Source organism: Rhodonellum sp. (assembly GCF_030656585.1).
GTDB classification, from domain to species: Bacteria; Bacteroidota; Bacteroidia; order Cytophagales; family Cyclobacteriaceae; genus Rhodonellum; species Rhodonellum psychrophilum.
The window spans coordinates 1-24,779 of record NZ_JAUSPP010000050.1 but is presented as its reverse complement, the minus strand read 5'-3'; the positions used below and the strand labels follow the sequence as shown (position 1 = coordinate 24,779).

The following is a 24,779-nucleotide window of genomic DNA, read 5'->3' as shown; positions in this document are numbered from 1 at the left end:
AGGTTATTTTTTTTCCCACCAGACTTTAGTATCCTGCGTATCGCCTCCCATGCGTGCCACGGCAGCTTGAAGGTTTTCCGGATTTAGTGCCTGCAGGTAGTTGGGGTATGTGATTCGTGAAGGGAATTGATTTTCTACCGGAACGCCGGCACCTCTTGGCAATACAGGGAATCCTGTTCGCCTTTTTTCAAACCATGCCTGAAAATCATTAAAGTAGTAAGCAAAATATTTCTGCTGAATAATTTTCTCCAGTTTCTGATCAAAAGCATCTTCTCCGTTGATTCTGATTTCTCCCTGATCGATATAATCACTCGGCAAAGCTACTTTCCATTGTTGCATGGAGGCGGCAATGCCTCTGCCATAATGTTCTTCGATGTTTGCTCCGGTAGAAAATCCGCGTAAGGCCAATTCAGCTTTAATGAATTCCAATTCGGCATAGGTCATGATGATCCCCAATTCGGGCAAGATTTTCAATTCATCTCTGTAGCTTGAGTGGGAGTTGACCGTATATTCCACATTGCTGGGATATCCACTTTGGATTCCTTTATACACTTTCTCCCCGTTTTCCAAAACCGTGGTTGCCCACACTGTTTTTCTGGGATCATTATTTCTATTGAGCCAATCGATAAAGTATTCTGAATAATAGGTTCCTTCTCTCCAATCCAATGTTCGAGCATTGTAATAGGGATTGAAAAACGGAAAACTTCCAGGATACCTTAGAATGGCATTGTCTGCAATGGATTCCATCAGGGGATATTTTGTCGAATTGGAAAGGATGGCGCTAATCTGTTGACTCACATTGATATCCCCGTCTTTGGAAAAGATCCTTAAAAGCATTCTTAAGCGAAGAGAGTTGGTGAACTTTCTCCATTTCAAAATCCCGTTTGGTCCGTTGGTTTCATAGATCAGGTCTCCACCATAAACAAAAGTATTGGATTGGGACAAAAGCTCGTTTGCAAGTTCAAGGTTCTTCAGGAGATCCACATAAATTTCTCTTTGTGGATCAAAAGAAGGCTTCAAAATCCCGGTCTCCACTTTATTGGCTTCCCTGTATGGAACATCTCCGAAGGCATCTGTCAAGAGTGAGTAGCTCCAGGACTTCAAGGTCAAAGCGATACCCATATATGCTTTGGCGTCCAAACCTTCGGCTACCCGGTAAATGTCTTCTGCATCTGTCATCAATGCATAATGATTGTCCCAAAATCCTGCTGAGTTATTGGGCTCTATGAAATATCTGTGGATGCCATTGTTGATACTCATCCTTGGAGCAGATACCTGCATCAATTCATGAGAAAATCCACGGGCTCTGCCTATGCTTGAGTTGACCAATCTGTACTGAAGCTGATCGAGCATTACCCCAGGGAAAACCTTGGTAGGCCTATTTGGGTCCAGGTTGAGTTCATCAAAACCGCTGGTACAGGAAGACACCCAAAACATACTGAATGCCAATAACTTAAAGATCATATTTTTCATAGGAAGTTTCATTAGAATTTGAGTGAAAGGTTCATTCCGATGGTCCTGGTAGATGGAAATTGGGTCATTTCAACCCCCGGAAGGAAAGCACCTGAATTGAGCATGGCCACTTCAGGATCGAAGGCTGGAAATTTTGTAAAAAGTAGCAGATCTCTACCATAAAGTGCAACCGACGCTTGTTGAATTCCAATCCTCTTGATAAAGGTCAATGGAAGACTATATTCAATCCTTGCCTCCCTCAGCTTGATAAAAGAAGCATCGAAGATGTTTGTTTCCACATTGGAATGTTTGTAGTATTCATCATAATATCTGGCCGCAGTAGTCCTAACCGTATTTGGAGAAAATGTACCATCTCCATTGCGAACCACTCCTTCTCCAATAATGCCTTCTTCCCTTCCAGGCAAGGTTACTTTTGTTTTGCCAAGGGTATTCAGCTTGTGATTGGTCATGGAAAACACATTTCCGCCAAGTTGGCCATCAAACAAGACAGATGCCCTGAATTTGCCAAAAGAAAACTGGTTGAGAATTCCTGCTCTCCAGTCCGGAAAAGCATTTCCCCAGTTCTTTCTTTCCGGATCCAGTTGGGCGGGAAGGCCTGAACTGTTGTATATGATATCTCCCTGTGGTGATCTCTGGAAACCCAGACCATATAAATCACCCATTCTCCCACCAACTCTTGCTTCTAAACTGACCACAGAATGCTGACCGATAATCTGATTGTTCAGTCCTTCTGCCAGTTCGATCACATAACTCCTGTTGTAAGACCAATTGAAGGTTGAATTCCAGCTGAAGTTTGGTCTGGTCAAGGGCTTTGTGTTCAATACCACTTCAAGTCCTTTGCTTCTGATCAGCCCCGCATTGGTTAGAATTCGCTGATAGCCTGTGGTGATATCCAATGGAATGGCCAAAATCTGGTTTCTACTGTCACTTTGATAGGCTGTGATGTCAATTCCTATTTTATTTTGCCATAACCTAAGGTCTATACCTGCTTCATAAGCTGTGGTGATTTCAGGCTTCAGGTCGGCATTGAACAGGGTAGCATTGTTTGTGAAGCTAGTCGCATAGATTTGGTCATAATAACGTGCTGTCTGGTAAGGCCGGGTATCATTTCCCACTTGGGCATAAGACATTCTCACCTTTGCAAAAGAGAACATGCTAGGCAGGTTGAATGCCTCGTCAAGGATTAAACTTGTACTTACCGAAGGATAGAAAAATGAATTGTTCTGAATAGGCAAGGTACTTGACCAATCATTTCGACCTGTTATGTCAACATAAAACATTCCTTTATAGTCCAACTGTCCTGAGGCATATAGGGAATTGATAGATCTTCTCAACAGTCTTGGGTCAGCCACTGGCTGGTCAAGGCTATTGCTGATCATGTAGAGGCCTGGCATTGCCAACTGGTCAGCATATACCCCATTGAAATTATTTTGATTGATCATCGTATTTCCTCCGGCATGTACAGAAACATTGAAGTTGGGGCCAAAGCTATCCTTATAACTCACGAGAAAATCAGAGTTGATTTCATAATTGAAAACTGCCTGTTGTCTGAACATGCCTCTTGGGTATTTGGTCATGCTGTAGGGTCTTCTTTGTGTTCTGTTTTCATTGGACAGGTCTAGTCCAGTTCTCAACATCAGGCTCAATTTTTCGGAGAAGTCATAGTTGGCTGAAACGGATCCTATTACTCCATGCTTGTCAATGGTATTGAGCATTTCATAGGCTTGGAGATAGACATTGTCTGGGCCGGGATTGAAGGGGTTTTTCTGTTCGATCTGTTCCAAGCCCGGTTTCCAATAATCCTTAAACCAATTGATATCGGTACTGGGGGTCGTTCCGATGATCATGAAGTACATGGCGGTTTGATTGTTGTATCCTGACATTGGCAAATTGTCACTTTTCTTATTGACATAATTGACTCTGGAAGTGATCTTGAGCTTTTCGCTGATTTGATGATCAAGTGCCGTTGAAACAGAAAGTCTTTCAAAGCCAGTATTGGGCATAATCCAATTGTTCTTCATATGGGTAACAGAAACCCTTGCGGAGCTTTTGTCTGTTGCACCATCTAAGGAAATATTGTTGGTAATGGTATATCCCGGATTGAAATATCCTTTGATATAATCAGGATAAGCTTTCCAAGGTGTCCTTTCGGAAGGTATTCCTTCAGGATGATCGGGATTGTATTGGTAGTACATCTGACCATTGAATTTTGGACCCCAGGCCCTTCCTGCTGCTACATTTGTGCTGGTATTGGGACCATCCTCAGAGTTAAGATAGGAATAGTATTCAGCTGTTCTTCCCTCACCATATTCATATTGATATTCAGGCCATCTCAATCCTGTTCGTTCTGTGCTGATATTGGAGTTGAAGCTTACGCCTATTCCTTTTTGGTTTTTCTTTCCTCCTTTGGTTGTAATAATCAAAGCCCCATTGGCTGCCCTTGACCCATATAAAGCAGCAGCTGCCGGTCCTTTAAGTACCGTCACACTTTCGATATCCTCCTGATTGAGATCTGAAACTGCGGATCCAAAGTCCACTGGACTATCTGAGTTGAGATGCCCTCCAAAGCCTGTCCCGGAAATCTGTCCATTAATCGGAACACCGTCTACCACGATCAAGGCTTCATTGTTGTTCAGATTGAGGGAAGTTTCACCTCTAAGGGTGATTCTCTGTGAGCCCATTGGTCCTGCTCCTGCTCCAACTACCTGCAGACCTGCAACCTTACCTGCCAATGAATTTGTCCAGTTATTGCTTCGTGCATCTGTTAACTGACGAGCAGTTACTGACTGGGTGGAATAACCCAAGGAAGCTTCTTCTCTTTTTATCCCCAAAGCAGTGATGATAACTTCCTGCATCGCTTGTTCTGTTGGCGAAAGCAATATTTTGAAAACAGACTGATTGGATGCCTTTATTTCCCTTGTTTCATAACCGATAAAAGAAATGGTCAAAACATCATTTTCTTCCAATTCCAGATAAAACTTCCCATCAATATCTGTCGCTGTTCCCAGGTTTTTGCCTTTTACCAATACATTGACTCCGGGAAGAGTTTCTCCTGAAACCTTATCCACAACTACCCCTTTGATATTGACTTTCTCATTGGTCAGGTTTGAGGGAGCCTTTTTGGTGATGACTGCAATGGTGTCATCTATGAATCTAAATTCCAGGTTTGCCTGTTTTTCCAATATTTCCAGCAATTCTTTCACAGTTGGATTCTCCTTATCCAGATTGACTTTGGTATTTTTGACTGAATTGGTTGCATAAGAAAAAGTAAAGTCTGTTTTTTTCTCTATCAGTGCGAAGATTTCAGTAACATATTTCTCTCCAATGGAGATCTTAATACTGGTTTTGAAGGAAAGCTGATTGCTTGCATGTGCCATGTTTGGCAGCCCCAAGGCTACCAATAAAAAGCAAATGATTGTTCCTTTGACGAAGCTCCTAATTGGAGTACTGTCAGGTAAGTTTTTTTTCATAGTTTTGTTTGTTGTGTTGATGGTTTCTCGATTGATGCAGCATTTTAGCAGGGCTGTTGACGCAGCCCTGCTTGCTATTTGCAGGTGACTTTTTCGATGATCAGTGTTTCATTTTCCCATTTGTGTTTGAGGTTGATTGAATAGTTGATGATATGTAAGACTTCATCCAAACTTTGGTTTTGGTATTTACCCGTAATTCTACAGGTGTTGAATTCCTCCAGTGTTCTCACTTCGACCCCATACCAATCCTCGATCTTTTCAGCCATTTCCGAGACTGTTACATTGTTAAAAATCAGGGTATTGTTTATCCATGAAAAGGTATCTTCTCTTTCGGAAATCAGGGCTGTTATCAGGTTTTCTTCCCTTGTGGATACTCGCTGACCTTTGGTTAAAGTGGTCTGTTTACCCCCATTATTTTGTTTAACCTTGACTTTACCCGTCTTTACTTCCACCCGTTCTTCACCATTTTCAGGAGCATAAACATTGAAGGAAGTGCCTAAAACAGCGGTTTGAAGCTTCGCTGTCTGGACTTCAAAAGGGAGATTATCAAAGAATTTCACCTTGAAAAATGCCAGACCAACTAATTTAACCTTTCGGCCTTTCATAAAATTGTCGGGAATGGAGATTTTGGAATTTCCTGCAAGGAATACGTGAGAGCTGTCTGGCAATAGAATTGATTTCCGTTCTCCTTTTTGGGTCTGGTAGGTTTGCCAAGCAGTGGTTTTGTTTCGGAAAAGCCCATTGTCATTCCTATTCAAGCTGATGTAAAAGACCAATGAGGCCACCAAAACCAACGCGATCATAGCCGCTGCAAATCGGGAAATGTAAAAAATGGAAGGATCACGCTTACCCGTTTCCTTTTGGATTGCCTTGAAAGCCTCATTTTTTATTTTCTCTAGATCCTGGGGAGTTTCAGGTTTTTCATAAAGTCCATTGTACCAAAGGTCAAGCTGATCCTTTTGTTCTTTTTGGAGGTGCTTTCCCCGAAGAAGTCTGTAAAGCAGATCTTTAATACCGGGTCCATGGAGATTTTGTCTTTTCATCACTGATAAGTGCTGGAATCGGTAAGAAACTACTCAGGTTTCAGATTATCAAAAAGTTAATTCGGAAGTGAAAAGATGATAAAAAAGTAATCTATGGTTAAGTGCTTTTTTGCAAAAAATCAAAGAAATAGAATGGAAACGGTAGTATATCTGAGGGATTTTCTGAGCAATTTCATAGACTTGTGTACGGAATTGTGGACTGATTGTACATTGATGTCCAATTCTTGGGCTACGTCCGTGGCAGACATTCCTTGAAGTTTATTCATTCTAAAAATATTGGCGGCCATTTCAGGAAGCATTTCCAAAGCTACTTCCAGTTGATTGTACAATTCTTCCAATGGAAGAACGTCCTCATCCGGCATTGGGATCATGCCAGAGTCGGCATTGAGACCTTCCTCTAGGTTGACTTGGTCTATAACCTTGAAAATATTGTACTTGACTGCTGTAAGTAGGTAAGTTTCTAGGCTAAAAGTAACCTGAAGCTTTTCTCGTCTATTCCATAGGTCAATAAATACTTCCTGGACCACATCTTTTGCCAGATCAGTTGCCTTGAGTCTTCCATAAGCCGCATTGAAAAGTAAGTCCCAGTATTGGCCAAAAAGATGTTCAAATGCTTTTGCATCCCCCTTTTTGATCTTTTCCAGTAGAATGATATCTGATTGGAGTTTTTGCATAACTGTTAGATCACTCCAAATTTAAACAGTATCAAAGGCTTGGGCGACATCTCTGTTTTAAGAAATTATTAAAATTGGGTTAAGCCGGGGATGGGTTTGGGGAAATAAAGGGGACTCAAACAGTATTTGTTATTTGACCAGTGGTTAAAAAAATAATTAAATTTATTTCCTAGAAGCCAGGATTGACCTTTAGACCTTATTAGAAGATAAAAGAACCCTTAAAAGGACCAAAACCCAGTTTACATTGGCGGAATAATTCAATTATTTGATGCAAGCCAAGTTCTGATTTCATATAAAAAGGGAAAGATAATCCCCCCTCCCATATTCCTCCAGAAGATTCATTCCCTTCGCTCTCCCGGATGCTCGGGATCACTCTCTTCATTCATCACCTTCCGGCACCGCACTGCAAAAGTATCCCGCTATTCCATTCGGCTCTACTGCATGCCAAGGTGGACTACACTTGATTTTTCCTCCCCATGCCTACCGTAGTTTTGGAAGGAATACTATTGGTCCAACAAATAGGGCCTGTTCCGGTTCTTTATAGGGATTCATAAAAACTGATTCCCTTCAATTTCAATCTTTGCTTGTACTCCTGTAGAGCCTTTAAAAACCTTTCATAATTTTTGTTTTCCAAAACAGTCCAACCCACCTCAGCATACGCAATCAACCTTGGGAATATCTGTTTTTCCAAGGCTTCCACATTGGGGGTCCATTCCGTCCACATTTGCGTTCCCGTTCCGAGTATATTTTTGTGGTATTTTTCTTCCAAATCATCCGGTATTGGATTGAAGGCATAGGATTTAGAAAGAGGCAACCGCTCGTAGGTATAGTCCAGATAAGTGTCCCAATGATTGGAATTTACCACTTGATAGCCCCCTTCAACTGCCTTTTGGATCAAGGAAAGGTCCCCTTTCCAAAAATGAACGATGGAGGATGAAGCCAATTTCTGTTCAACAGCATCCTGTGATTCTTCCCTCTCCTCGTGGATGTCATCTCCCATGATCTCATTCCAACCCATCATGCGCTTACCGGCATTCTCAAGATAATTTGAAATTTGATTTGTAAAGTATATCTGTAAATCCACAGGAGATTTCAGGTTTTCCTTGGCCATAAAGGCTTGAATTTCATCTGACTTGATCCAAGGATCATAATTCACCTCATCTCCTCCAATATGGATGGCTTCCCCTGGAAACAATGAAATCACTTCGTCCAAAACATCTTTCAAGAAACCCACTACTTTTGGGTCAGAAATATTAAATGAATCTGGCATTTTACCGAAAATCTCCGGAACTGTTTCTGTAGTCCCCAGCGCTCCAAGCCAAGGATAACCCGCGATGGCAGCCATGGCATGACCGGGCATTTCGATCTCCGGGACTATGGTGATATGCCGCTCTTTTGCATAAGAAATTATTTCCTTTATTTCTTCTTGGGTATAGAAGCCTTCATGAGATTCCCCGTATCGCTTTTCGCTGCGGTATTCCATCTGGGTATCTTTCCGCTTTGCTCCTATTGCTGTAAGCATTGGGTATTTTTTGATTTCTATCCGCCAGCCTTGATCATCGGTGAGATGCCAGTGGAAGGTATTCATTTTCAACAAAGCCATTTGGTCCAAAAGCTTTTTCACTTCCATACCCCCCATAAAATGCCTGGATTCGTCCAGCATAAAGGCGCGCCACTGAAATCTTGGCTTGTCGGTGATTTCCACATAGGGTATGGTGATGGCTTGACTTTCTGAACTGTGTTCAAATGTCACGGGCAATAATTGCCTAAAGGTTTGCACTCCATAAAAGATCCCTGTGGGAGTGGCTGCCTCTATGGTTATTCCATCCCCCTGAACACGGAGCCGATACCCTTCGACGCCTAACTTCTCTATCAAATTGTTTTCCAGCACCAGTTTCAAACCCTCTCCTATTGGGCGAATCGCAGCTTTCCTTCCAAATCCTTTTTCCAAAAAATCAGCCAGATATTCGGCTTCATTTTGAACCTCACTTGATCCAATAATAACCAAGTCACTTTCAAGAACCATCTCTCCGGACCCATATTTCATCTCTAATGGATGTGGAATAATCTGCGCTTTTGAATTGAAAATGGTTCCGCAACAAACCGTGAGAAAAGCGAGTAGGTAAATGATGTTTTTTTTCATATTTGAGAATGAGTGAATCTGCTTCGAACTATTGAATGCTTGGATCATGTGCGTGAATAGACAATTTTTCCTGCCTTTATCGTCTGGACAATATTTATTTTGCCTTCTACTTGTTCAAAAACCATTAAATCGGCTTTTTTACCGATTTCTAATCCAAAAGAAGGCCTTGCCTTTATTGCCTCCAGGGCTTTAATGGAGGCCATATCAACAGCTTTGGCCAGAGAAGTTATTTGGCGGTTGCTTAGATTTTCTATGCAGTCAAGAAGGGACTTGGCCGATCCGGCCAAAAAATCCGGGGAATCTTTCATAAACAGCCTGCCCTGTTGATCCAATTCAATATCTCCTCCAATGTGGCTATGATACCTGCCGGGTTTCATTCCTGCAAATTTTGTTGCATCGCTCACCAATACAGTCATTTCGGGCTTTACTTTCAGCAATACTTTTAAGAGGGAGTCGGGCAAATGAAAACCATCGGCGATGATGGTGGACCATAGGCCTTCAGAAGCAAGCTGTTCCCAAATATAGTTCGAATGTCTGGGGAGCATTGCATGGGTTGCATTACCCAAATGGGTTGAGATGGACGCACCGGCGGCTACTGCTTCTTGGATTTGTGCGGGACTTGCAGCGGTGTGACCAATAGCGACGACCACACCCCTGTCCACACACTTACTGATAAACGCAGTTGATGCTAACCATTCGGGGGAAAGTGTGATCATCTTAATTTTGCCTTCGGCGATTTCTTGCCATTTACAGAAAAGGTCCCAGTTGGGCGCTTGGATAAATTCAAGCGGATGTGCTCCTCTAGGACCATTCTCTTTTGAAAGGAATGGTCCCTCAAGGTGGATTCCTCCGATTGTTTCCTTTATTGACTTCTCCTTGCAGGCATGGACGATGTTTTGAATGGAATGCCTGATGTTTGCATCACTGTTTGTGATTAATGTGGGAAAATAAGTTGTGACGCCAGTTTCCCATAAATATTTTGTGATCAGCTCGACATCCTCAATATTGGTGTCTTCTTGATTGAAATCTTTTCCTCTGAAGCCATTCACCTGAAGATCTACCAATCCGGGTGCTATCCAATAATTATTCTTACTGCTTTTGATTTCGGCAATATTTGAAATGATGTCCTGCTCAATATCAACCCGAATTGTCTTCAGCGATTTATAGTGCAGACCTTCCATACTGTGTTTCATAGCTTATTGGTTTTTCTCAATTCTTCCCAGGTTCATGTGAAGTTCATTTACTTTTTGAGGGACTTTTCTTTTATTAAAATATCCACAAATCACAAATAACAAAAATGAAACTAAAATTGGTGAACCAATCTCGATGGATAGAGAAGCAATTGGGATTACTTTGAGGAGAATGAATGTCAATAAACCTCCGACAATCGAAATGATGGCAACCCTCCCGTCACTTTTCCTGAAAGCAGGCAATAATCCCAATATCATGGGTATGGCGATCGGACCCAAAAGTGCTGCAAACCATGAAATGATCAAGCCGAATACACCTCCGAAATAACCCGAGTTCAATGCCGTGAGGATCGTCAATATTGTAAAAGAAAGTGTTGTTATTCGTGCAAGCCGCAAGAGTTGACTTTTAGAATAGGTTTTGATTGAAGGAAAAATAACGGGAAGAATATCCCGACTGATCACCGCCGAAACTGTATTGGAATCAGAAGCCGTCATGGATAATGTGTTGGCAAACAAAGAGGCCAGTACCAAACCCACCAAACCAGATGGCAAAAATTCCAAAACCATCATGCCGTATGAAAGGGTTGGATCAGCCATGTTTTCAAAAAAAATGGGCGTGGCAAACATCGGATAAAGCAAAATCAAAGGCCATGTAAAATAAAGCAGGGATGACAATATTGCTGCTTTTTTGGCCATTTTTCCCGAAGAAGTTGAGATAAATCTTGTGGCAAGATTCCAAGTGCCCCCACTGTAACTAAAAAAATTAATCACCAGCATCACGAGTGCAAAAGTGATGGTGTAAGGATCATTGAAAAAATCGGAATTCCCGGAGGGAAGCCTGTCCCACATCGTCACGATACCGCTGATTCCATCGTCGAGTTTGAGTAAAATCATGACAAACATCGTGAGACCCGCAAGCAGCTGGACAATAAATTGTCCAAAATCATTCCATACATCCGCCCAAAGCCCCCCGATGGTAATGTAAACCAGAGAAACCAATCCGACCAAAAGGATTCCAAAAGCAATCGAGGTGCCACTAAATACATTCAGGAGAACAGCTATGGCGGCGAGCTTCCCTCCTGTATCAAAAATTTTGATGATCGTTCCCGTCCAGGCGATCAGCTGTTGCGTAGGCAAATTATATCTTATCAACAAATACTCCGTAGGCGATTGGATTCCAGCATAAATCCTCAACCTTGACCACCTTGGCGCTATGTAAAATGCAGCGATCATGGTGGAGAGTCCCACTGTAAAGGCCCACCAAACATATAAGGTGAATCCATGTGTGTAGGCAATTCCGGCATAAGCGACGAATACTGCCCCACTGTATCCAGAAACATGGTGGGAAATACCTGAAAGCCACCAGGGCAACTTCCCTCCTGCTGTATAAAAATCAGCGGAGTCTTTTACCCGGAAATACGCCCAAAGGCCAATTGACAAAAGCATCAGGAAATAGACAAACAGAACAATCCAATCGAGTAATTCCATCCTTATTTCAACTTTGACAAACGGTTGTGAAGCACAAGAATCTGCTGTGTTCTTAGCTTGTTTTGATCCTCCAATTCCGAGTCGTACAAAAATCCTTTATTCAACTGCGTGAATCTCTCGCTCAACACCTTGGCATCCTCCAATATCTGTTCTAATTGACTTACCAATTCAGGCGTCATCGATTGTAAAAAGGTCTCTGAATTATAAATTGCTTCAATTTCTTTAAAGTCTAAATAATGCATCCTCAGGTCGGCCATGAGTTTGAAATGAGCAAATTCATGGTCGTTGTTTTTGGTGGAAACTTGAACCAATTCCTCTCTTACTTTCCTGAAATTTTCCTTCATCGCCTCTATGTTCTTGCTTTTTTCAGGCTTCCCATTGACAATAAGTTCAGGCGGAAATGATAAAAAAGCCCATAATTTCAAAGATTCATTTTCACTCAGTCCAAATCGCTCTTGGCCATACCGAAGAATAAATTCCTTGGCATCAATTGGTTTGCTGTTTTTCAAGGATTCCGCATAGCTGGCTATCAAAATTCTAAATCCAGACATAGGATAGGTATTTCTGATCTGTGTCATGTCCACCACATCATATCCCACATCCCATGTAAAGCCGTACAACCCGGTAGTTGACCATGAAGTCATGACCATCCCTGTATAGTTGTTTTCTCTTGCATGGGGAATGAACTCTCTTTGGTTTTTGAAGTGTGTTGGCCAATCTGTTACGTACCAGTTGTCAGGATGGCTCCGAATGGAAGGAGCTCCCCAAAAGGAATAGCCTAATTTCTGAAGATTCGGAATATCTCCGAAATGATTGATCTTCCAACCATAATTCCAATCAATAAAAATTGTCTCACTTGGCAGTTCTGCTGCTGCTTCAGGATACTTCAAAATGATATCCGCCCACATCAAAGGGGTTTTCCCCATTTCTATGACAATGTTTGTGATCATTTTCATGTGATCCACAAACAATTTGGATTTCCCAACTTCGCTTACCCGCTGACGACAAAGTTCACAATGTCCCAAAAGGTAGGTTTCATCTCCTCCTATGTGGATAAAGTCAGAATTGTGGGTTTCTATCAAATCTCTAAACAACTCCGTAAACAGCTCCTTGCTTTCCTCAGTTTTCAAGGGACAGATTTGTGAGATATCCTTTCTGTCTTCTTTTAAATGACTATATCTTGGATTTCTTAAAATATATTCGACGTGCCCTAAACTTTGTTGCAGGGGCACCACTTTGATTCCAAGCCCTTCACAAAATTCAATAAAGTCCACTACTTCCTCTCGGGAGTAAGAATATTCATTTGAAATAGTGGCATGCTTGGCAAAAGGATATGTCCCTTCCCATTCAACGATTAAGGTGTTCAAACCAAAACCCACCATTTCCTCCGCAAAGGCCTTGAGTGCATCGGGAGTCATTACCTGGATTCTAAGATCAAGGTGAAACCCTTTGATTTTGAAATCCTCCTCTTTTGAATTTACCGACTCCCCTGCAAAAGACAGAGGAATATGAGCCGCTGTCAATAGAACAAGGCATAAAATGGTTAAGAGTTTTCTTCTAATCATATCGGGATGAAATTTGATTGGCTTTTTTTGTTGGGGTATTTTCTGTGAATGCAACCTATATATAACTTTCTGGCTGCAACCTTAGGCTTTCCGAGCTTCCTCTAAATCCTTTAAATCTAAAGGAAGCCCATGAAAGCATTCTATGATTCAACCTTCAAGTTCAGGAATCGAAAGACCCTTTGCTGCGTCTTTATCAAAATAAAACTTACAATTTGGATGCGTGGTCAGGATTGACGCAGGACAAGAATGGGACAGGGGACCCGTAAGCGTGTTTTTTACCGCTTCGCTTTTGTTGGCTCCCAACACCACGCAAAATAGGTGTTTTCCTTTCATCAGCGTAGGTACTGTCAGTGTGAGCGCCAATTTCGGGACATCCTCAATTGTTTCAAAGCATCCATCATTGACTTGTTGTATCCTACACTCTTCATCCAGTTCAACTGCCTTGATGGTTTCCGGATCTTCAAAGTCTGCTACAGGGGGATCGTTGAAAGCAATATGGCCATTTTCTCCTATTCCCAAACAAACTATATCAATCTTGTCCTTATGGATCAATCTTGAATATCTTGTGATTTCATCCTGTGTTTGGGCATGTGTGTCGATTAGATTGACCTCTTTCAGTGCCACTTTTGAAAATAATTTTTCTTCAAGGAATTTGGAAAACAATTGGTTTGAATTTTTGGGCAGGCCTATATATTCATCCATATTCATTGCCACTACTTTTTGCCAGTTGATTCGCTTAGACGCTGCCAAATACTCAAGCATACCACTTTGAGAAGGCGCAGCCGCAAAGACAATCCGAACAACATCCTGATTGTCCAGTAATTTGAGTATACAATTTTCAACTGCTTTTCCGGCGGCTATACCCACTTTATTTTGTTCTGAAAAGACTTGGACGTCTTTTTGAAAATCTGTCATTTTTTTAAATTTTAAATGAAACAGGGGGGCAAAGATTCACCCTCGGTTATGGAGAAAAAGCCCACCTGTCTCAGTACCAATTGAAAAAGAAAATATTTTACTGAATGGTGATCAATACGTCGAACGCATCCAATCTGGCACCGGCCCTATCCCTTGCTGATAACACAATTTTATCGGTACTCCCATTGCCATCATTGATATAAAGGAGATTCATGACATTTATATCATTCTGGGTAAATCGGTCACCAACCTTCAAAATACTTGCTCCTCTAACCAGAAAACCTCTTTCCGGACCTTCTACGACAGTATAGATGATGTCATTGACGGATGCTCCTGTGATTTCAAGCATCTCTTTGTTCCAGACAAATGAACCTCCAGATTCGACCGTAAAACCTGCATTGGTCACAAATTCCAGAGCGCTATCCCCAGTCGCAATGGTTGCGATCAACATTGGAGGTGCAATCGTTGGGTGCTCTTTGGAAGCGAGATCGTTTGTTTCGTCTTTGGTAAATTCACCATCCAGCATAAATGTCACCCTTCCCAATGAATTTTGGGTAGAAAAGAAATCCGTTATGTCATAATTGAATGCAGTGATTTTTGTGGTTTTTAGCGTTGCAATCGGACCATCATCCGGAAGGGTGGCATTGTTCCAATTCAGCCCCATTTCTGTCCAGGTGGTGTCCTTCACGTGGTAAAGGTCCAAATCATTATTTCTGGCGTGTGTAAATACAACCCCAATTTGAAATCTCAAATCAGTGATTACACCTTCAGTTTCAAGCTCATTTAAATCAAACATCAAATAGGCTCTTCTATCAAAATCCCCTGCGCCGGTTACGTTTTTCACTCTCAGAAGAGGATTTGTCCCGAAATTCGCATTCGATTGAGCACCTCCATTCACAAAGCTATCAAAAAGAGGAAAGATGGTGTCTGTTCTGACCGATGGGTCCAAAGCATCGAAATTCACAGAGGGGGCAGAGAAGAAAACAATTGAATTGACCACATGGATCACTCCATTGGTGGGCTCCAGATTTGAGGTGGATATTTCCCATTGTCTGCTGGTATTTTGATTGATTAGACCTATGAAATTTGTATTGTGAGACAAGAATATTGACTGGCCACTTTCTGTTTCGTAAGAAATGGGGAAATTGCTTTCAAATAATTCAGGATCTGTAAACAATACTTTGGCCTTCACAATATGGTACCTCAAAACATTTCTTAAGATAGGAACTGGAACTTCGGATAAACTGCTGTAGGCGTTACTCTGAAGATAAGTAGTAAAAGCGGCATTTGTAGGCGCTATAAATGTCCTGATTGACTCACCACCATAAACACCCTCAAGTCCAGTCAACTCAATAGCATTTTTTAACATTGAGAACGAATCATTTGTCTGAATAAACTCCAAAGCCGACACGCCCAAGTCACCCGTTGTCCCTGATTCCTTATAATCGAAATTATCCTGAATCACACAACTGAAGCACATGCTCAAGCCAGCCAAACACATGACTACAAAGGATATGGATTTTGTAAATTTTATATTTTTCATCTTGATAGATTTAGATTGTACGATACTAGAGGCATCACATTATTTATTGATAAAATAAATTTTGCGAAAGGTTTGGGTTCCTGTTCAGGGCATCTTCGTGGATTGGCCAAAGTAAATTCCGTTCATCGTTTAATCCATTGATTGGATTCATGACTTCTATTGCCTTTCCAGTTCTAACCAAGTCAAACCACCTGTGTCCTTCAAATGAAAGCTCTATTAATCTTTCATGTAAAATAGCAGACTCTACATCGCCATATAAATTGGTGGCTCCAGCCTCATCCAAGTTCGCAAGCCCCGCCCTGTTTCTGATGGTATTCAATAAGGAAAGCGCCTCAGCAGTTTGCCCCATCTGATGGTGGGCTTCAGCTTTTAATAGCATAATATCCGCTAATCTGAAGAGAACGATGTTTTTATCTGAAGGGTCCGGACTTTCGTCACTGAAACCTTGTCCAAAAAACTTCCATATTTTCCGTGGCTGAGTTTCGGCAACATCATAAATCAAATCTTGCCTCAAATCCCCATCTTCAAAAGAATTCCTGAAAGATTGACTTGGAAAGAAATTACTATCCGATCCGAGTGCATAGAGTACCCTCAATGAATTCCTTTGAACTTCATTGTAGCCAATTTCAAAAATACTTTCATTGGTATATCCCTGGGTAAATATCCGTGACCAATCATTCATTGGTACCAATGCGTACAGATTGTTTGCAAGTACTTTTTCAGCCGAACCAATGGCATTGGGATAATCTTTCTTCCACATGTAAAGGTGCGTCAGCATTGCCTCCGCGGCCCCTCTGGTAATCAAAATTCTATTCCGTTCTCCACCAAAACTTGCTCTGCAATTTTCTGAAGCATAAATCAAGTCTGCTTCAATTTGATTCAAAACCAGCTCTTTATCAGACCTTTCCGGAAAAATATTCTGCTGAACGCTTTCATAAGGCTCTAAAATCAAGGGAACATCACCCCATACTCTTACCGCATAGAAATAAGAAAGTGCACGCAGCGCTCTGGCTTGGCCTACAAGCTGTCGTCCAAACTCGTTGTCATCTTCCAACACGGTAGGGATATACTTGATTGCATAATTTGCCCTACTGATTGTTTCATAAAGATTGTTCCATCTCGCAGATGCCAAAATAGAATTCAAAGTGTTCTGCTGAAGAAGAAAGGGATCACCTGCCTGGTTTGTATTGACAGCATCGGCTCGACCTTCTCCCCACAAGGAGAAATTTGTGGAATATGTAGCCTGAACAGCGTCATAGATTCCATAAACACCAGCCTGAGCGTCACTTGATGTCTTGTAAAACCCTTGAGCTGAAAAGCTGCTGATGGGGTCTCTTTGCAATAAGTCATCTGAACAAGAATAAATGCTCAGCAATAAAATTCCTAGAAATATCTTTAATGTATTTTTCATAGCTGTATTTCTTTATAACCCAATATTTAAACCTAGGATAATGGTACGGCTCTGAGGGTATGAACCTTCATCAACTCCTACTCTCAATCCACTATAAGAATTTACATCAGGATCATACCCCGTATAGTTTGTCCAGGTGATCAAATTGGTAGCTGTCACGTAGGCATCCAATTTGGAAATCTTCCAACGATTCAGCATTTTATTTGGCAAGCTATATCGGAAATGTACATTCTTGAGTTTGATATAAGATCCATCTTCAACCCATCTGCTTTGAATTCTGTTCATCGATTGCAAAGGATCATCTCTGACAGGCTTGGGATAATCTGTTATGTCACCTTGCTGTCTCCACCTATTCAAGGCGTCTGTAGAAAGGTTATTGTATCTGACAATTGAATTTCTTTGGTGATTGATTTCACTGTAGATATCATTTCCATAAGAAAATTGGAAGAAAACACTTAGGCTGAAATTTTTATAGGTGAAGTCATTGTTGATCCCTCCAAAGAAATCCGGGGTTGCATTCCCGATCACCTGCCTATCGTTTTGGTCTATAAAACCATCTCCATTGACGTCGTGCCAAATCGGATCTCCTCCTCTGTATGCAGGGCCTTGCGCTCCGTTTGTGATCCCGTTGACATTGTCTTCATCCCTGGCGTAGACTCCGTCAAACCTCCAACCATAGAAAGTTCCAATGGGAAATCCTTCTTTCAAAATGTGAAAAGCGCCATTTTGGATAAAACCATTTGTCAGCAAGTTGTCGGGCAAATCTTTTACACTATTCCGATTGGAACTGATGTTAAAACTTGTTGACCAGCTATAATCCAGAGTGGAAACATTCCGTGTGGTCATCAACAATTCAATTCCCTTATTTTGGATGCTTCCAATGTTTTGGGTGATGAAATTAAAACCTGTCTCTCTTGGAATTGGCACATTGTAGAGCAAATCATTCGTATTCTTGATATATGCATCTACATTGATCATCAGTTTATTTTCCCAAAAAGAGAGATCCAATCCGGCATTGTATTGCGTAGTGGTCTCCCATGTCAATCCGGAATTGGGCATCACAGAGGGAGAAGCTCCTGAATAATCCAAGTAATTGGTCCCAACTAAAAACTCACCCTGTGAAGTATAGTTGCCAATCGCTTCATTTCCGGTTTTCCCAGCACTAAAACGAACTTTACCATCATCCATGAAATTCACATTATCAAAAACGCCTTCATCTGAAAATCTCCATCCAACCGATGCAGATGGGAAATACCCGAACCTGTTATCTTTACCAAATCGGGAGGATCCATCCGCACGGATATTTGCTTCAAACAAATATTTCCGCTCAAAATCATATGAAACTCTACCAAAATAAGACAACATGGAGTGTTCGCTGGCAACGTTGACACCTTGATTGGAAATCGTACCGGCACCGTTCAGGGTCCTGATATTATCACTTGTAAAAAAGAGCCCATCCAGACCTGTACGTTCATATTTCCAATCTTGGTAACTAAATCCTGCAAGTGCTCCAAAATTGTGACTTGTTCCAAACTGCTTTTGATAAGTCAGGATGTTTTCATTAGCCCAAGTCATGTTGTTAGATGACCTCACCGAACCAGTATTGTATCCTGCACGAAAGTCAAGTGTAGAAGGGATAAAGGTGTCTTCCTTCATGGAGACAAAATCCACATTGATACTACTTCTGAATTTTAAACCCTCAGCAATTTTATATTCTGCGTATTGACTCGCAATCAGCCTGTTACTTTTGTTCAAGTTGGTCGAAAGCTGTGCAAGGCCTACAGGGTTTCTTCTTCCCAATTGATACCCATTGAGGGATCCGTCAGGCAAGTTCATGGCAAATGTTGGAGGCCGTATCAACAATTCCCTTACGATACTTAAGTTCCCGGATCCTGCAGCATTAGACCTATTGTTTACAGCATTTGTATAGGACACACTTTGCCCAATCGTAAGCCTGTCGGATACATCAAAATCAACATTAAGCCTGGAAGTGATTCTTTTATAATTGGAATTTAAAATAACCCCATCTTGATCAAAGAAAGAGGAACTCCATGCATATCTCACGTTGTCAGAACCACCTCTTATTGAAAAATCTATATTGCTTTGTTTCGCCACACGAAACATTTCACTTTGCCAGTCAAAATCACCATTGTTGATAGCACTTAATGAATCAAGAACCGCAGGTATTATTTGCTCTGAACTGTTTGCATTTCGATAAGAATCCAAAACAGCACTCCTGTATTGACTTGCATTCAAGACACCCAGATTTCTGGAAACAGTACTGATGCCTGAGTTAAAGTTCACATCCACCTGGGGTTTACCAGATCTCCCTCTTTTGGTAGTGATCATGACTACTCCATTTGCGGCACGTGACCCATAAATCGCAGTAGATGCGGCATCTTTCAAAACTTCAATCGACTCTATGTCTGTCGGATTAATATCCGCCAAGGGATTCAAACCAAAATTCTCCGTTCCGTTTAATGAAGAAGACACGTTTGTCTCTATCGGCACGCCATCCACTACATAGAGTGGAGAATTTCCCGCATTTAAGGAGGAATTACCTCTGATGTTAATGGTCATCCCGCCACCAGGTGCTCCGGAATTTGATGTAACCTGAACCCCTGCTGCCCTACCTTGTAAGACAGAAATCGGGTCTTGAAAATTTGTTTTCGAGATTTCATCACTGCCAACGGATACAACAGCACCTGTTAAATTTCTCTTTTCTTGAACTCCATAGCCGATTACTACAAATTCATTCAAATCACTGGTCGATGATTGCAAGGATATATTCAGTTCACTGAAATTTCCTACCCGGATTTCTTGTGTTTCAAAACCCAAATAAGAAAATCTTATTATATCTTGACCGGAAATATTTCCCAACGTGTACAAACCATCTAAATCAGCTGACGTGCCGTTTGAGGTCCCCTTTACCAATACACTTGCCCCAAAAATGGGTTCTCCTGTTTTACTATCTGTAATTTTACCCTTAATGGTAATGCCAGGGGTTTGTGCATATCCTGAAATTGAACAAAAGAACATGACGAGAAGAGAAAGTCCTATTTTGAGTGCTAAGCGACTGCCCATATATTTAAATAGGGCATTTCTGATTCTTTGGCTCATAGAATTGAAGTTAAATGTGTTTCAATAGAATTTTATTTAAGTACCTGCTTCAAATGTAAAATTTTAGACAATATCATGCAAACGTTTGCATGATATTTTTCAAGAAAGAGCGGGGGATTTTTGAATAATTAGTCAAAATCAGTAAATAAAACAGGCTAAACAGCCTTTTATTCACATAAACACATATAATAAAAAAATTAAAATTTTCATTATATTGCAAACGTTTGCAACCAGTAACTTTATGAAAAAAAAGAGAATTACCCTCGTTGACCTTGCAAAAGAACTGGAATTGGCTGCCTCAACAATTTCCAGGGCTCTTGACAATCACCCCGGAATAAGCATTGAGACAAAAGAAAAAGTCTTAAAAAAAGCAGAAGAACTGGGTTTCACAAGGAACTCAATCGCCTCAAGTTTCAAGAAAAACAAAACTTTGACGATTGGAGTGATTGTCCCACGAATTGACATCCACTTTCACTCTTTGGTCATCAGTGGTATTGAGGAGTTTGCCTACAAAGCGGGTTACAATGTGACTATTTTTCAATCAAGGGATTCCTTAGAAAGAGAAAAAGAAATCACCAAAATCCTCCAAAACAAAATGTCAGAGGGTGTAATCATTTGTCTAGGAACAGAAACCAATAGTTATGAGCATTTTGAAAAGCTCAACAGAATGAAAGTGCCCTTGGTTTTTTATGACAGGGTGCCTACTGGTATGGAAGCGAATAAAATCGTTATCAATGATTTTGAATCTGCCTTCAAAGCAACTGAACATCTTATCGAAATCGGTTGTAAAAGAATCAGTCATATTGGTGGTAACCAATCTACAGGTATCTTCAAAGCAAGATTTGAAGGCTATAAGGCTGCATTGACAAAGCATGATTTCCCAATTGATGAAAGTTTGATCTATTTCACAAAAGACTTGAGTTATGAGGAAGGAGCTCTTTTCGCAGAAAAACTAGTTGATCTAGTTCCCAGACCTGACGGTGTTTTTTGTTCCAATGACTATACAGCTGTCAGTGCCATTCAGGTTTTTCAAAAAAAGCTGGTCAAAATCCCGGAAGAAGTCGCTATTGTCGGATTCAGTAATTATCCTATTTCAAAAATCATAGAACCGCATCTAACAACCGTAAACGATCGCGCTTTCGAAATGGGTTTGGCGGCTGCAAAATTATTGATTGGTCAAATTGAGGAGGAGGAAGAAATCATCCAAACTGAAATCATCACCATTAAAACAGAGCTTTTGATTCGAGAATCAAGTTCAAGATAATTTCATTGGTGACTGGAATCCAGCACTCTTGATAAAACGATGTAAAAATCGTCCCTTTTCACTTTGTATTTCAGTTTTCCGGAGGAGGGATTCTAATAAAAAAAAGGACCCTTCTTCCTTAAAAAACCAGTTTTTTTGAAACAAAGGTCTTGGAAATCCGAGCCCGCCAATTATCCTAATCCCCTACCCATCCAGCTCGGATTACTTTGGCATAATTGTTCTTAGACCCCATTCTCTGCATGAGGGATTGCTGTATCCACCAATGTTGATAAATGGATGTGGATTCGCAATGCATAAAACGGGTTAAACAATTTTCTCCATTTTCAATTTTATTCCATCCTGAAATTGATTAAAAATCAGTCTTTGTTAAATGTTTATGAATGTACCCTTTGGGCACCACAGCCTATTCTCCAGATAGTCTGATTTTCATGGCGTTTCAACCTCATTAATAAAGCGAGTGCAAATTTCGGATCAAAGGGCAAACTATATGCGGATAATGGATGCATTTCCAAGGAGTTGTATGAGCTTTATTTAGGGATATAGTACATTTGATCTTCAGTATTCGCGACAATACGAAGAATACACTTTTGGAGCTTAAAGTCAAAATATTGCTTAAAAAAAGATCAGTGATCGAAACGGTCATCAATTAACTGAAAAACATCAGTCAGATTGAGTATTCCAGACATGATTCATTTGAGAATTTCATTCCCAGCCTTATCCAAGACTTGTACTCATTCTTCCCAAAAAAGCAGGCCATCAAATATGACTAGGTCTTTTTTTTAACCAGAATACTCTATTTTAAAGTCGAACTCGGGTTTATAGTATTTTAATTAAACTTCTCAAAAAGAAATAATTAAATAAATTATAAATAACATTCAATTTAATAGATTATTAAACAAAATTTTGTTGTTATTTTTTATAAAATTTTCATCATTACTACACATACAGCTTTGAACTATTTTCATAAAAATAAAATTTAATTTGCAAAACTGTGTTTTAATTTGCTAGTTCGCATTCGAAATGTAGTTTTTTTTTTAAATGCTTGGAAATAAAATTATTTAATGAAATCTTTTATATTAATTTTGACGTTAATTTTTTTACATATTTCAAAAGGATATGGACAGGACAAGGATAGTAGTATTTCTGATCTGTTTTACATTTATACGGATTTTATAAGTGACACTCGTGGTCAGAGTTGCCCAATGTATCCGAGTTGTTCACATTATTCAATGCAGGCTTTCAGTCAATTTGGTGCCTTAAAAGGTCTATTACTAACTTCAGATAGACTCATCAGATGTGGTCATGAACAGCGTCTCTATGATCTTAATTGGAAAAAAGGAGAACCAAAATTTGAGGATTTTCCAACTTGGGAATTTAGTAAAAGCCCATTATCACAACGTTATCCGGCGAAATTTTCCAAAAATATTACTTTTTACGACGATAAAAATGACACTACCTTTTTCCTTTCTTTGATAAACGCTAAAGATTATGAAAGCGCAATTATTGAATACAAACGCCTAGTCCATTTTGGTGAAAAAAACAAGCAAGTATTAATACTTGAATTGAATCATTTGATCGCATTAAATGCCATAGGAGAACATGAAAAATTAATTTTTTATTTTGAAAACCGATTGGAAGATCATATAAAAAAGGAGCCAGAAATTTTATTAGAGTTGGCAGATGCACGATTTAGATTAAATAACTTTGAAGATGCTATATCTACGCTAACGGCTATAAATCTGCATGATAAATACTATCCTTATAAAAATTTATTATCTGGGGTGTCGTATGCCTATCTAAACAATTATGAAGCAGCGTTAACTGAATTTAATGATGTAGATCAAGATTTTATTTATTTGGATTATGCGAAAAGTAATGTATTGATAATAAATAGTATCGAAACATTTAAAAGAAAAAAACCATATATCGCTGGAGTTTTGGGACTGGTACCTGGCGGCGGTTATTTTTATGCAGGTCAGAATACTACGGGTTTGACTTCTTTAATACTAACTGGGCTTATGGGGTATGCCAGTTATACCAGTTTCAAAACCGGAAATCATGGAGTTGGTATTTTAGCTGGAATTTTCACGGTGACTTTTTATTCAGGGAGCATTACAGGTGGAATCAATTCAATAAAAAGACAAAACCTAAACAAGGAAAAGAATTTAAAATCCAAACTTTTATACATCACACAATAAACAATTTCACTTATTTAATTTCTAAAATCATGATCAAAAAAATCTCCAATTCAAATTCAGTTTGGGTATTATCACTACTCCTGACATTTTCCATTTCATTCATGTCTTTTGTGCCAAAAAATTATGAAAAAATACTTTTGAAATCAGGAACATTGATTGCACTCGAATCCGCTCAAGAAATTAACTCTGCCACTGTGATTGCAGGCCAATCCATCGATTTCTTTGTGCGAACTGACATAAAAGTCGATGACAAAGTTGTTGTAAGAAAAGGAACTGTTGCCAAAGGGCTGGTACAACGCGTACAAAAAGCAAAAGGTATTGGAAAAGAAGGTTATGTAGAAATAGACATTCGTTCCTTACCTGCAGTCGATGGTTCTGAAATTTTATTAACTGGTGCCAAAATATATGAGGAAGGAGAAGACAAACAAACCTTGTCTATCGTTTTGGGTGTATTGGTTTGCCTTTTGTTTTTAACGATGAAGGGTAAAAATGGAGTTATCCCACAGGGATATTCTGTTGATGCCCGTGTTGGGAACGATGTAATGATTGCAGTAGATTAACAAAAGGATATTGACTTAGAAGTTTATTGGTTTTAGTGAAGCTGTCTTTATCCTGGCAGCTTCACTAAACTTATTTAAATGGCTTTTTGATTAAATCAAAGCTATTTGAATAGCTGAAAAATAATTACTGTCATCCGACTAAACTAAAAAAATCAAAATAAAGTCCTCTAATATCGTTGTAAAGGATTTTTGTTAAAACACAAAAAGTGCCCCCTATCCTATCATGAATAAATGGTTTTGTACGTTTTAAAGGTCTTTTTGGTACATCCTTTTATAATAAGCTTTGGCATGGGTGAAATTTTTTCCAGACTTGACATAGGAAAATAAATTTTTTTGCCGCTACTATGACCATGGTGGAAAAATCCTCCGCCTCCCTTAACCGCCTGTGTAGGACTGTAAACAAGAGGTTAAGGATCAACGCCACCCATATTTGGATCTTGATGACATTCTCGCGGTCCGACAAAAAGTATTTGAGCTCAAAATTATGCTGATTTTGCAAAGCGAAATTCTGAAGGGTTTCTCTTTGCCAATTTGTGTTTGGATAATCCAGCGGATCTGATCCATTTCTGAATAGCTCAATTTCATCTGGACTGTAGACTTGATTCAATCCATTTTGGTTGTTGTTGTAATAGGCTATTTCATTTCGGATGATCGCATAAGTAGCTGCATCTGCCAGTTTTGGTAACCTGGTTGGGGAAGAAAAACCTTGGTTCAAGGTATAA

16 protein-coding genes and 1 pseudogene are annotated in these 24,779 nt (G+C 40.1%); 4 read left to right on the top strand and 13 right to left on the bottom strand.

Annotation, left to right across the window (positions count from 1 at the left end; genetic code table 11):
• Positions 1-3 precede the first annotated feature (3 nt).
• The 12 genes from Q7J63_RS12350 to Q7J63_RS12295 all read right to left on the bottom strand — a co-directional run bounded on the left by Q7J63_RS12350 (position 4) and on the right by Q7J63_RS12295 (position 20,035).
• The gene (locus Q7J63_RS12350; RefSeq protein ID WP_304886496.1) at positions 4-1,473 is read right to left on the bottom strand and encodes a SusD/RagB family nutrient-binding outer membrane lipoprotein; all 1,470 of its coding nucleotides are present in this window, start codon (positions 1,471-1,473) and stop codon (positions 4-6) included.
• An 11-nt stretch (positions 1,474-1,484) separates the two neighbouring features.
• Positions 1,485-4,943, bottom strand: a complete 3,459-nt coding sequence (locus Q7J63_RS12345; RefSeq protein WP_304886494.1) for a SusC/RagA family TonB-linked outer membrane protein — start codon at positions 4,941-4,943, stop codon at positions 1,485-1,487.
• Positions 4,944-5,017: 74 nt separating this feature from the next.
• The gene (locus Q7J63_RS12340; RefSeq protein WP_304886493.1) at positions 5,018-5,986 is read right to left on the bottom strand and encodes a FecR family protein; all 969 of its coding nucleotides are present in this window, start codon (positions 5,984-5,986) and stop codon (positions 5,018-5,020) included.
• A gap of 119 nt (positions 5,987-6,105) precedes the next feature.
• The gene (locus tag Q7J63_RS12335; RefSeq protein ID WP_304886491.1) at positions 6,106-6,660 is read right to left on the bottom strand and encodes an RNA polymerase sigma factor; all 555 of its coding nucleotides are present in this window, start codon (positions 6,658-6,660) and stop codon (positions 6,106-6,108) included.
• Positions 6,661-7,198: 538 nt separating this feature from the next.
• A complete protein-coding gene (locus tag Q7J63_RS12330) occupies positions 7,199-8,803 on the bottom strand; it encodes a beta-N-acetylhexosaminidase (RefSeq protein ID WP_304886489.1) in 1,605 nt (534 codons plus the stop codon).
• A gap of 44 nt (positions 8,804-8,847) precedes the next feature.
• The gene (locus tag Q7J63_RS12325; protein ID WP_304886487.1) at positions 8,848-9,996 is read right to left on the bottom strand and encodes an N-acetylglucosamine-6-phosphate deacetylase; all 1,149 of its coding nucleotides are present in this window, start codon (positions 9,994-9,996) and stop codon (positions 8,848-8,850) included.
• Positions 9,997-9,999: 3 nt separating this feature from the next.
• Positions 10,000-11,481 (bottom strand): sodium:solute symporter family protein, encoded by a 1,482-nt coding sequence (locus Q7J63_RS12320; protein ID WP_304886485.1) that lies wholly within the window; start codon positions 11,479-11,481, stop codon positions 10,000-10,002.
• A 2-nt stretch (positions 11,482-11,483) separates the two neighbouring features.
• Complete coding sequence (locus tag Q7J63_RS12315; protein ID WP_304886483.1) at positions 11,484-13,046, bottom strand: family 20 glycosylhydrolase; 1,563 nt, start codon at positions 13,044-13,046, stop codon at positions 11,484-11,486.
• 147 nt (positions 13,047-13,193) lie between these two features.
• Positions 13,194-13,961 carry a 6-phosphogluconolactonase gene (locus tag Q7J63_RS12310; protein ID WP_304886481.1) on the bottom strand — a complete coding sequence of 256 codons (768 nt, stop codon included), beginning with the start codon at positions 13,959-13,961 and terminating at the stop codon, positions 13,194-13,196.
• Between the two features lie 97 nt (positions 13,962-14,058).
• Positions 14,059-15,504, bottom strand: a complete 1,446-nt coding sequence (locus tag Q7J63_RS12305) for a DNRLRE domain-containing protein (protein ID WP_304886479.1) — start codon at positions 15,502-15,504, stop codon at positions 14,059-14,061.
• A gap of 43 nt (positions 15,505-15,547) precedes the next feature.
• Positions 15,548-16,915: a RagB/SusD family nutrient uptake outer membrane protein gene (locus Q7J63_RS12300; RefSeq protein WP_304886477.1), complete on the bottom strand. Its 1,368-nt coding sequence runs from the start codon at positions 16,913-16,915 to the stop codon at positions 15,548-15,550.
• Positions 16,916-16,927: 12 nt separating this feature from the next.
• Positions 16,928-20,035: a TonB-dependent receptor gene (locus tag Q7J63_RS12295; RefSeq protein WP_304886476.1), complete on the bottom strand. Its 3,108-nt coding sequence runs from the start codon at positions 20,033-20,035 to the stop codon at positions 16,928-16,930.
• Positions 20,036-20,276: 241 nt separating this feature from the next.
• On the opposite strand from Q7J63_RS12295, the gene Q7J63_RS12290 reads away from it, so the two are divergent.
• The 4 genes from Q7J63_RS12290 (at position 20,277) to Q7J63_RS12280 (ending at position 24,057) form a co-directional block, all read left to right on the top strand.
• Positions 20,277-21,299, top strand: coding sequence for a LacI family DNA-binding transcriptional regulator (locus tag Q7J63_RS12290; protein ID WP_019600123.1), 1,023 nt, complete (start codon positions 20,277-20,279; stop codon positions 21,297-21,299).
• A gap of 548 nt (positions 21,300-21,847) precedes the next feature.
• Positions 21,848-21,949: a hypothetical protein gene (locus Q7J63_RS20880; RefSeq protein WP_370691905.1), complete on the top strand. Its 102-nt coding sequence runs from the start codon at positions 21,848-21,850 to the stop codon at positions 21,947-21,949.
• A gap of 411 nt (positions 21,950-22,360) precedes the next feature.
• A complete protein-coding gene (gene yidD / locus Q7J63_RS12285) occupies positions 22,361-23,497 on the top strand; it encodes a membrane protein insertion efficiency factor YidD (protein ID WP_304886475.1) in 1,137 nt (378 codons plus the stop codon).
• Between the two features lie 29 nt (positions 23,498-23,526).
• Entirely contained in the window at positions 23,527-24,057 is a 531-nt protein-coding gene (locus Q7J63_RS12280; protein ID WP_304886474.1) for a hypothetical protein, read from the top strand.
• Between the two features lie 271 nt (positions 24,058-24,328).
• On the opposite strand, the pseudogene Q7J63_RS12275 reads toward Q7J63_RS12280, so the two are convergent.
• Positions 24,329-24,779 (bottom strand): annotated as a pseudogene (locus Q7J63_RS12275) (hypothetical protein); the annotation flags it as partial.

What these genes read in the sequence shown, in the direction of transcription:
- Q7J63_RS12305 (WP_304886479.1), bottom strand. Translation starts at nt 15,504, where the DNA reads ATGAAAAATATAAAATTTACAAAATCCATATCCTTTGTAGTCATGTGT.
- Q7J63_RS12325 (WP_304886487.1), bottom strand. Translation starts at nt 9,996, where the DNA reads ATGAAACACAGTATGGAAGGTCTGCACTATAAATCGCTGAAGACAATT.
- Q7J63_RS12300 (WP_304886477.1), bottom strand. Translation starts at nt 16,915, where the DNA reads ATGAAAAATACATTAAAGATATTTCTAGGAATTTTATTGCTGAGCATT.
- Q7J63_RS12350 (WP_304886496.1), bottom strand. Translation starts at nt 1,473, where the DNA reads ATGAAAAATATGATCTTTAAGTTATTGGCATTCAGTATGTTTTGGGTG.
- Q7J63_RS12340 (WP_304886493.1), bottom strand. Translation starts at nt 5,986, where the DNA reads ATGAAAAGACAAAATCTCCATGGACCCGGTATTAAAGATCTGCTTTAC.
- Q7J63_RS12320 (WP_304886485.1), bottom strand. Translation starts at nt 11,481, where the DNA reads ATGGAATTACTCGATTGGATTGTTCTGTTTGTCTATTTCCTGATGCTT.
- Q7J63_RS12310 (WP_304886481.1), bottom strand. Translation starts at nt 13,961, where the DNA reads ATGACAGATTTTCAAAAAGACGTCCAAGTCTTTTCAGAACAAAATAAA.
- Q7J63_RS12330 (WP_304886489.1), bottom strand. Translation starts at nt 8,803, where the DNA reads ATGAAAAAAAACATCATTTACCTACTCGCTTTTCTCACGGTTTGTTGC.
- Q7J63_RS12335 (WP_304886491.1), bottom strand. Translation starts at nt 6,660, where the DNA reads ATGCAAAAACTCCAATCAGATATCATTCTACTGGAAAAGATCAAAAAG.
- Q7J63_RS12280 (WP_304886474.1), top strand. Translation starts at nt 23,527, where the DNA reads ATGATCAAAAAAATCTCCAATTCAAATTCAGTTTGGGTATTATCACTA.
- Q7J63_RS12345 (WP_304886494.1), bottom strand. Translation starts at nt 4,943, where the DNA reads ATGAAAAAAAACTTACCTGACAGTACTCCAATTAGGAGCTTCGTCAAA.
- Q7J63_RS12290 (WP_019600123.1), top strand. Translation starts at nt 20,277, where the DNA reads ATGAAAAAAAAGAGAATTACCCTCGTTGACCTTGCAAAAGAACTGGAA.
- Q7J63_RS12315 (WP_304886483.1), bottom strand. Translation starts at nt 13,046, where the DNA reads ATGATTAGAAGAAAACTCTTAACCATTTTATGCCTTGTTCTATTGACA.
- Q7J63_RS12295 (WP_304886476.1), bottom strand. Translation starts at nt 20,035, where the DNA reads ATGAGCCAAAGAATCAGAAATGCCCTATTTAAATATATGGGCAGTCGC.
- yidD (WP_304886475.1), top strand. Translation starts at nt 22,361, where the DNA reads ATGAAATCTTTTATATTAATTTTGACGTTAATTTTTTTACATATTTCA.